Here is a 7,836-nt window from a genome sequence, read left to right as displayed (position 1 = left end):
AAGATGTTTATAAGTCATTTGTGATGTTCCTTTACTTTTGTTTGTGGTTATTCAAAAGTCTATCACAAATGGCTTTTTTATTTTTCTAACTTAATTTTACAAACGGCGATTCAAAAGATTCCTGAGTTCCTCTGGCGAATTAGTCCTGGGGTTGTTGTCCCACGCCAGATCTTCTAAATATTGGTCTGCAACGTCCCAGTAGTGGTCTAACAAATGCTCTCCACTATCTGATAAGAAAATTTGTTGAGTAGCGTGTTTGATTAGTATTAATTGGTGAGTCCATAGGAAATTAAGGCATTCTTCCAGTGGACCATTAATTAATGGCTTGCCTTGATCCCAGAAAAGATCATCCCGGCGAATTAAAGCTTGATCTTGAAATTGTCCCGTTTTTTCCACTAATGATAAGGTTACGAAATGATGGTAAGTAAGAATTGTTCCACATCTTCGCTTACTGATGATTTGGTGAATTTTTGAAATCAATGGCTGGTCTTGAGGATAAGATGTCAAATTGAATGAATAGAGGTCACGGTTATGATCATCATGGTCATGAAAGGAAAACCTTAACTGAAATAAATAGTTTTCCCATAAGATATCAACGTATAAGCTTTCACTGGATTTGGACTGATGAAAACAAACAATTTGATAATCATCGTTAGGCAATGCCCGCTCAATGATGTAACGAATGTCAGCCTGCCAGTTAAATTGGTCAACTGTTGAGTTCATGCTCATACCTCCAGTAAAAATCATCCTGGTTAAATTGTAAAAAAATCCCGCTCACAAGTCACGTGAACGGGATTATTATTAAATATTTTTAAGTTGATACAGAGTACCAGTTGAATTAATGGCGTGGTCAAACGAAATTGTTTGTTGGCTTTGGTCTGCAAAATACCGTAATGTCAGCACATGGCGACCATCGTTAACAAAGATTTCAGCTAATGAATGATCTAAGAAGACTTGCAGCTTTAGGTCTTCATGAGTAGGGAGCACAACGGATCGAGTAGTCCCATATTTTTCGGCTACGGATTCACCAACTGTGGAACGATCCACGGCCAAACTTCCCCGATTAGTGTCAAATTTAATTTGTAAACTCTTGCTCAAATCGTGGTTAGCAGCAAGATGAAGAGTACCACTCTGATCTGCAGCGATTGTCAGGTTAAGTTCACATTGTTGACCAGCGTGCTCATTAATTATCTTGGTTTCGTTTGAAAAAACATTGATCCCTTTGTTACTACGCAGGTTAGTCATTGCAGCAACAGGTTGCTGGTATAGTTTGCCATCCTTCAGATGCAATTCTTTAACTTGGCTTAAACAGTTTGCCCAGTTTTGGCTGTCAGTTGGATATTCAATATCTGGAAGACCAACCCAACTAATCGCATAAGCGGTACCATCAGGGGTATTGAATGCTTGGGTAGCATAGACATCAAAACCATCATCCAAATTAACCGGAATTTGTGAGCTGCCGTGTAATTTAGCGTTTTCAAAGTCAAATTTATCGCCAGTCACATAAGTATTAGGATAAATGTTTTCGTAATTTGTGACGTCTTTAGATAAACCTTGGGGGCAGAATATCAGAACGGGATGGCCATCAACATTTACAAGATTAGGACATTCGATCATGTACCCCATGTCATGAGGAGTGAAGTCCACGTATCCAAGGTCATGCCAACCAGTTTTTAGATCATCACTAGTCCATAAAGCAAGGTGTCCTTCTTCAGTCTTTTCATCTTGAGCACCCAAAAGAGCATAGTACTTACCATCGTGTTCTAATAGCTGGGGATCACGGAAATGCTCACTAATGTAGTTAGGATTGCGAAAAAGAGGCTCTTCTAATTTAGTAATATGGTTGTTTTTATCCATCCATGCACCAAGTTGAAATGGAGTTCTGACCCAATCAGCGTCTCTATGGTTTCCTGTATACATGAGGAAAAGGCGATCACCGATTTGTTTAGCTGAACCAGAATAAGCACCATGACTATCATATTCATTATCTGGAGTTAAGGCTAATCCTCTTGAATGCCAGTGAACTAAATCAGTAGATTGCATGTGCATCCATGATTTTAAACCATGGGCAGCACCAAATGGGAATGATTGATAAAAGACATGCCACGCATGATTGAAATAGGAAAAACCGTTGGGGTCATTTAGTAAACCAGATGCCGGACGAATATGGTACCGTAATTGTTCTGGAGAATTGTCTGCTTGGGCTTGTAATTTAAGTAATTCTAATGCTGAATGTTGCTGATATAGTAGATACCTTTGTTCACGTGTCCATTCCATTATAAAAACTCCTTTTTGTAAGCGCTATAAGATAGCCTTATTTTAAAATGTTGGTTTTACGGTGTCAAACGATTAACATTGTATTTTTTGATCAGTAGTTCACAAAAGGACTACAATAGATACCAGTAGGAAAGGAGTAACGAGTTTATGGTAGTAATTCCAAAAATGATGAAGGCCTGGGAGGTTACCGAGCCAGGTCCAATTAACCAAGCAGTATGTCCATTACAACTGGTCGAAAAGCCTGTACCAACTCCAGAGTCAGGTGAGGTATTAGTAAAGATTCTTGCCTGTGGAGTTTGCCATACCGACTTGCATGTAACAGAGGGGGACCTTCCTGTCCACAAGCAACATGTCACCCCGGGGCATGAAATTATTGGACGGGTAGTTGACCGCGGTGTTAACGCCCAACGTTTTCAAAATGGTGAGAAAATCGGGATTCCATGGTTTAGAAAAGCGTGCGGGGTTTGCAAATTTTGCCGATCAGGTCACGAAAATCTTTGTCCCCATTCCGTTTATACCGGTCGGGATCATGACGGCGGCTATGCAGAATATGTAACGGTTCCCGAAGGGCTTGCATATCGTATTCCAGAAGATGCAAATCCGTTAGTATCAGCTCCATTATTATGTGCTGGAATTATTGGGTATCGCTCCTTCTTACGGGCTAATGTTCCAGCTGGTGGGACGTTAGGATTATATGGTTTTGGTGGATCTGCTCATTTAACAGCGCAGTTAGCAATTAAGCAGGGAATCGAAGTCCATGTTTTCACCCGTGGACATGATGCACAACAATTTGCACTTAAATTAGGTTGCGCTTCTGCTCAGGGTGCCTATGATCAATCGCCAGTTTTGCTTGATTCAGCGATCATGTTTTCTCCGGCTGGTCAAATGGTACCCAACGCATTAGCCAATTTAGTTCCAGGCGGAACCCTAGCCTTAGCAGGAATTCATTTAAGTGATGTGCCAACTTTAAATTATCAAAAGCACCTTTTCCACGAAAAAAATTTAACTAGTGTAGAAAGTAATACTCGTCGTGATGGAGAAGAATTTCTTAAGTTAGCATACCGTTTGCATATTCAACCAACCGTAACGGTTTATCCATTTGATAAAGCAGATGAGGCGTTAAAGAGGGTTGCTAAGGGGAACATTGATGGTGCCTGTGTATTGAAGATCAGCGATGATTTTTAACTAGTAAAATAAAATTGATAAACGCTTGACATTTTATTTCAAAATAGTATTATTATAAACGTGAAAAGCGCTTACATTTAATAGCGAAATCTAATACGAAATGGGAGTAATGTTCATGGATCATAAGCAAGTTGCAACCGATGTCATCAATGCTGTCGGTAAAGATAATCTTGTTGCTGCTGCACACTGTGCTACCCGCTTACGATTAGTTTTAAAAGATGATGACAAAGTTGATCAAAAAGCATTAGACAACAATGCGGATGTTAAAGGGACTTTTAAAACCAATGGTCAATACCAGATTATTATTGGCCCTAGTGATGTCAACAATGTCTATGATGAATTTATTAAACAAACGGGATTAAAAGAAGTATCAACTGATGATTTAAAGCAGATTGCTGCTAAGAACCAAAAATTCAATCCTGTAATGGCGTTCATTAAGTTACTATCCGACATCTTTGTACCAATTATTCCAGCATTAGTTGCTGGAGGTCTTTTAATGGCATTGGATAACGTGCTAACTGCCAAGGGACTGTTTGGCCCGCAATCAGTTATTCAAATGTGGCCAGCACTAAAGGGCGTTGAAGGAATGGTCAATGTGATGTCCAGTGCACCGTATGTCTTTTTACCGATTCTAGTTGGAATTTCGGGTGCCAAACGGTTTGGAGCCAACCAATTCTTGGGCGCATTTGTTGGGATGATGATGACGGCACCTGCTTTAGCAGAAGGTGGTCATTGGAACATCTTTGGTTTAACCGTACACATTCAATCTTATACAAGTCAGGTTATTCCAGCCTTAGCCGCTGTTTGGATGTTATCCATTTTTGAAAAATGGCTTCATAAGAAGTTGCCTGCTGCGGTTGACTTTACATTTACACCATTGATTTCTGTATTGTTAACAGGATTTTTGACATTCATCGTGGTTGGACCCGTGATGAAGGAATTATCAGATATGTTAACTAATGGAATCGTATGGCTTTACGATACATTAGGATTTGTAGGAACAGGAATTTTTGGGGCATTGTATTCACCAATTGTTTTAACGGGATTGCACCAAAGTTTCCCTGCAATCGAAACACAGTTAGTTACAGCATTTAAGGCCGGTAAAGGAGCAGGTGACTTTATCTTTATCGTTGCTTCGATGGCTAACGTAGCACAAGGGGCTGCCACTACAGCTGTTTACTTCTTAACTCGTAATAAAAAAATGAAGGCTCTCTCAAGTTCTTCAGCAATTTCAGCATTGTTAGGAATTACTGAACCAGCTATTTTTGGGGTAAACTTAAAATTACGCTTCCCATTCTTCTGTGCATTAATTGGGTCATGTGTGGCTTCAACAATTGCTGGCGCAATGCACGTTGTAGCAGCGTCAATGGGATCAGCCGGCTTTATCGGTTTCCTATCAGTTTATGCTAAGTCCATTCCAGGATACTTGTTGTGTGAAATCATTTCCTTCGTAATAGCATTTTTAGTAACTTACTTTTATGGTAAAACGCACGATAGCATCGTTAACCCTGAAACTGCCGGTGAAGTCGCATCAGATGGAGCTTCACAAGCTTCAGAAGCGACTGCATCCATTCAACACGCAGCAGCTCCTGCTGATGAAAATGCCAAGAACGAAATTATTGCCAGCCCAATTTCTGGTGAAGTAGAAGATATTACTCAGGTTAATGATGATGTTTTCTCACAAAAAATGATGGGTGACGGTGCTGCGGTTAAACCATCAGATAGAACTATTTATGCTCCGGTTGATGGTACAGTGACAGTTGCTTATGCAACTAAGCATGCTTATGGTTTAACATCCAATGACGGTGCTGAGGTATTAATTCATGTAGGATTGGATACTGTGAACTTAAAAGGTGAACACTTTGAAAGCTTTGTTGAACAAGGCCAAAAGGTCAAGAAGGGTGACAAATTAGGCACAATAGATCTTGCAGCAGTTCAACAGGCTGGCTATGACACTACTGTCATGTTGGTTGTCACTAACACGTCTAATTACACTCAAGTGAAGCGAATTGCTGACGGTGAAATTACGCATGGTGACGATTTAGTCGATGTTATTAGTAAATAGTAAGTTCACCGAAACAAATGTTACTTATTACTTTGTTTTAGTTTTCATTAATTATAAAAAGGACTTAGATTCTCGAAGTTTAAGTCCTTTTTGATTTACAGACGATATTGGAGATTGAAAAAAGATTGGAATATAGGACTGTAATGTTAATGCACCGGAGCGTCAAAAAAGCGCAATTCATGCTATAATACAAACGCATGAATGGAGGAGGACAAGAACATGAGTAATTATCCACAACTAGATTTAGCAAACCAAACTGGTACTAAAGTTACAATTGAAACTAACCAAGGCAACATAACAATTCAGTTATTTGACCAGTTAACCCCCAAGACAGTTAAAAATTTTGTTGAATTAGCTCAAAAGGGATACTACAACGGAGTTACATTTCACCGGGTTATCCCTGACTTTATGATCCAAGGTGGCGATCCTACCGGTACTGGTGCTGGTGGAGAGAGTATTTATGGGCACAACTTTGAAGACGAGTTCAGTGATCAATTATTTAATTTTAATGGAGCATTATCAATGGCAAATGCTGGTCCTAATACCAATGGGAGTCAATTCTTTATTGTTACTAACGAGAACTTAACCACTAACTTAGAAGACCAAATGCGGGCAGCAGGTTACCCTGAAGAAATCATTCAGCATTATGTTGAAAATGGTGGAACACCATGGCTTGATCACCATCACACTGTCTTTGGTCAGGTCATAGATGGCATTAGTGTAGCTAAGGAAATCAGTCGGGTACCACGTAATATTGAAGACCGACCAAAAGACGATGTCATTATTGAAAATGTCACAGTAGCTAAGTAGAGGCCGCTCATGAAAAAGAACGATTACGACTTAATTATTGTGGGATCTGGCGGAGCGGGTTTAACCGCAGCTGTTCAAGCAAGCGAGTTGGGCTTACAAGTGGTAGTGTTAGAAAAAAATGCCAAAGTAGGTGGTAATACTAGTCGTGCATCATCAGGTATGAATGCGGCTGAGACTAGTGTTCAGGCGCAGCACGGGATTGTTGACCACATGCGGACATTTTATGATGAAACAATGAAGGGTGGAGGTCGTCTTAACGATCCTGAAATGCTACACCACTTTGTAACCCATGCACCATTAGCAATTGATTGGTTAGCACAGCACGGACTGCCATTAGCAGACTTAACCATTACTGGTGGTATGTCTCAACAGCGGACCCACCGTCCTGCATCAACTGCTCCAGTAGGTGCATACCTTGTCAAAGGACTCCAAAATTTAGCAGCTAGCGCAGGTGTCACGATTATGACAGAAGCGAAGGTTACTAAATTGTTAATCCATGATGGTCGAGTAGATGGTGTTCAATATTGCGATAATGATGGACAACCACAAGAATTAACAGCGGAAGCGGTCATTTTGGCTAGTGGTGGATTTGGTGCATCAAAGGAACTGATGCAGCGGTATCGTCCTGACCTTGCACATTACCGTACTACAAACCAAGAAGGAGCTACGGGTGATGGTCTTAGATTGGCGAGTGCAGTTGGTGCACAGTTGATGCAACTAGATTTAGTGCAAGTACACCCAACTGTTCAACAAGACCAAGCGCATGCATACTTAATTGGTGAAGCTGTTCGTGGTGAAGGAGCCATTTTAGTAAATCAGCAAGGTAACAGATTTGTGAATGAACTTGCTACCAGAAGAATTGTTTCTAATGCGATTACTAAATTACCAGAACACAGTGCTTACCTAATTTTTGATCAACAAGTAAGAAAACGGGTTAAGGCAGTTGAATTTTACGATCATATTGGATTAGTTAAAACTGGCCGGACTGTCGATGAACTCGCCGACCAAATAGGACTTGCTGATTTGCAGGAAACAATTAATGAATGGAATCGGGCAGTTGAAAATCAAGATGACGAAAAATTTGGTCGTACTACGGGGATGGATCGAGCATTAACTGCGGGACCGTTCTACGCTATCCACGTTGCTCCAGCTATTCATTACACAATGGGTGGCATTCATGCGGATGCAGAAACACGGGTACTAGATGCTAACGGCCAAGCAATACCAGGACTTTACGCTGCAGGAGAAGTAGTCGGCGGCTTGCATGGTAATAACCGAATCGGAGGGAATTCCATTGCTGAAACGGTTGTGTTTGGTCGTCAGGCAGCCTTTACTGCTAAAGAAGAGATTGATAAGTAAATTGCTAAAAGATATATAAATCTTTAGCCAACAATGGTTTAAAACAAAATACAATAATGGGGCTTAGCGTTCGCTAAAACGAACGTTAAGCCCCATTATTACTTGTGGGAGTGAAAACTCACCCTTAATTAACGATGTTG

Annotated in this window: 6 protein-coding genes; 4 read left to right on the top strand and 2 right to left on the bottom strand. The window is 40.5% G+C overall.

Annotated features, from left to right (window positions below):
- Positions 1-96 precede the first annotated feature (96 nt).
- Together H5975_RS01975 and H5975_RS01970 are read right to left on the bottom strand one after the other, a co-directional pair.
- A complete protein-coding gene (locus tag H5975_RS01975; RefSeq protein ID WP_204784665.1) occupies positions 97-723 on the bottom strand; it encodes a hypothetical protein in 627 nt (208 codons plus the stop codon).
- 78 nt (positions 724-801) lie between these two features.
- Positions 802-2,277, bottom strand: a complete 1,476-nt coding sequence (locus H5975_RS01970) for a sucrose-6-phosphate hydrolase (RefSeq protein ID WP_204784664.1) — start codon at positions 2,275-2,277, stop codon at positions 802-804.
- Positions 2,278-2,424: 147 nt separating this feature from the next.
- Here H5975_RS01970 and H5975_RS01965 point away from each other — a divergent pair, with 147 nt between their 5' ends.
- The 4 genes from H5975_RS01965 (at position 2,425) to H5975_RS01950 (ending at position 7,696) form a co-directional block, all read left to right on the top strand.
- On the top strand, positions 2,425-3,462 hold the full coding sequence (locus H5975_RS01965; RefSeq protein WP_204784663.1) for a zinc-dependent alcohol dehydrogenase family protein: 1,038 nt from the start codon (positions 2,425-2,427) through the stop codon (positions 3,460-3,462).
- 115 nt (positions 3,463-3,577) lie between these two features.
- The gene (locus H5975_RS01960) at positions 3,578-5,527 is read left to right on the top strand and encodes a sucrose-specific PTS transporter subunit IIBC (protein WP_204784662.1); all 1,950 of its coding nucleotides are present in this window, start codon (positions 3,578-3,580) and stop codon (positions 5,525-5,527) included.
- A gap of 219 nt (positions 5,528-5,746) precedes the next feature.
- A complete protein-coding gene (locus tag H5975_RS01955; protein WP_275086870.1) occupies positions 5,747-6,337 on the top strand; it encodes a peptidylprolyl isomerase in 591 nt (196 codons plus the stop codon).
- A gap of 9 nt (positions 6,338-6,346) precedes the next feature.
- Complete coding sequence (locus H5975_RS01950; protein ID WP_204784660.1) at positions 6,347-7,696, top strand: flavocytochrome c; 1,350 nt, start codon at positions 6,347-6,349, stop codon at positions 7,694-7,696.
- Positions 7,697-7,836 lie beyond the last annotated feature (140 nt).

It is taken from the genome of Limosilactobacillus coleohominis (assembly GCF_016901675.1).
Lineage (GTDB): Bacteria > Bacillota > Bacilli > Lactobacillales > Lactobacillaceae > Limosilactobacillus > Limosilactobacillus intestinavium.
Note: the sequence above shows the minus strand (reverse complement) of the source record. Positions and strands in the feature narration are given on the sequence as shown.

Excerpts from the sequence above, each read along its gene's own strand:
- H5975_RS01960 (WP_204784662.1), top strand. The coding sequence starts at position 3,578 with ATGGATCATAAGCAAGTTGCAACCGATGTCATCAATGCTGTCGGTAAA.
- H5975_RS01970 (WP_204784664.1), bottom strand. The coding sequence starts at position 2,277 with ATGGAATGGACACGTGAACAAAGGTATCTACTATATCAGCAACATTCA.
- H5975_RS01965 (WP_204784663.1), top strand. The coding sequence starts at position 2,425 with ATGGTAGTAATTCCAAAAATGATGAAGGCCTGGGAGGTTACCGAGCCA.
- H5975_RS01955 (WP_275086870.1), top strand. The coding sequence starts at position 5,747 with ATGAGTAATTATCCACAACTAGATTTAGCAAACCAAACTGGTACTAAA.
- H5975_RS01950 (WP_204784660.1), top strand. The coding sequence starts at position 6,347 with ATGAAAAAGAACGATTACGACTTAATTATTGTGGGATCTGGCGGAGCG.
- H5975_RS01975 (WP_204784665.1), bottom strand. The coding sequence starts at position 723 with ATGAACTCAACAGTTGACCAATTTAACTGGCAGGCTGACATTCGTTAC.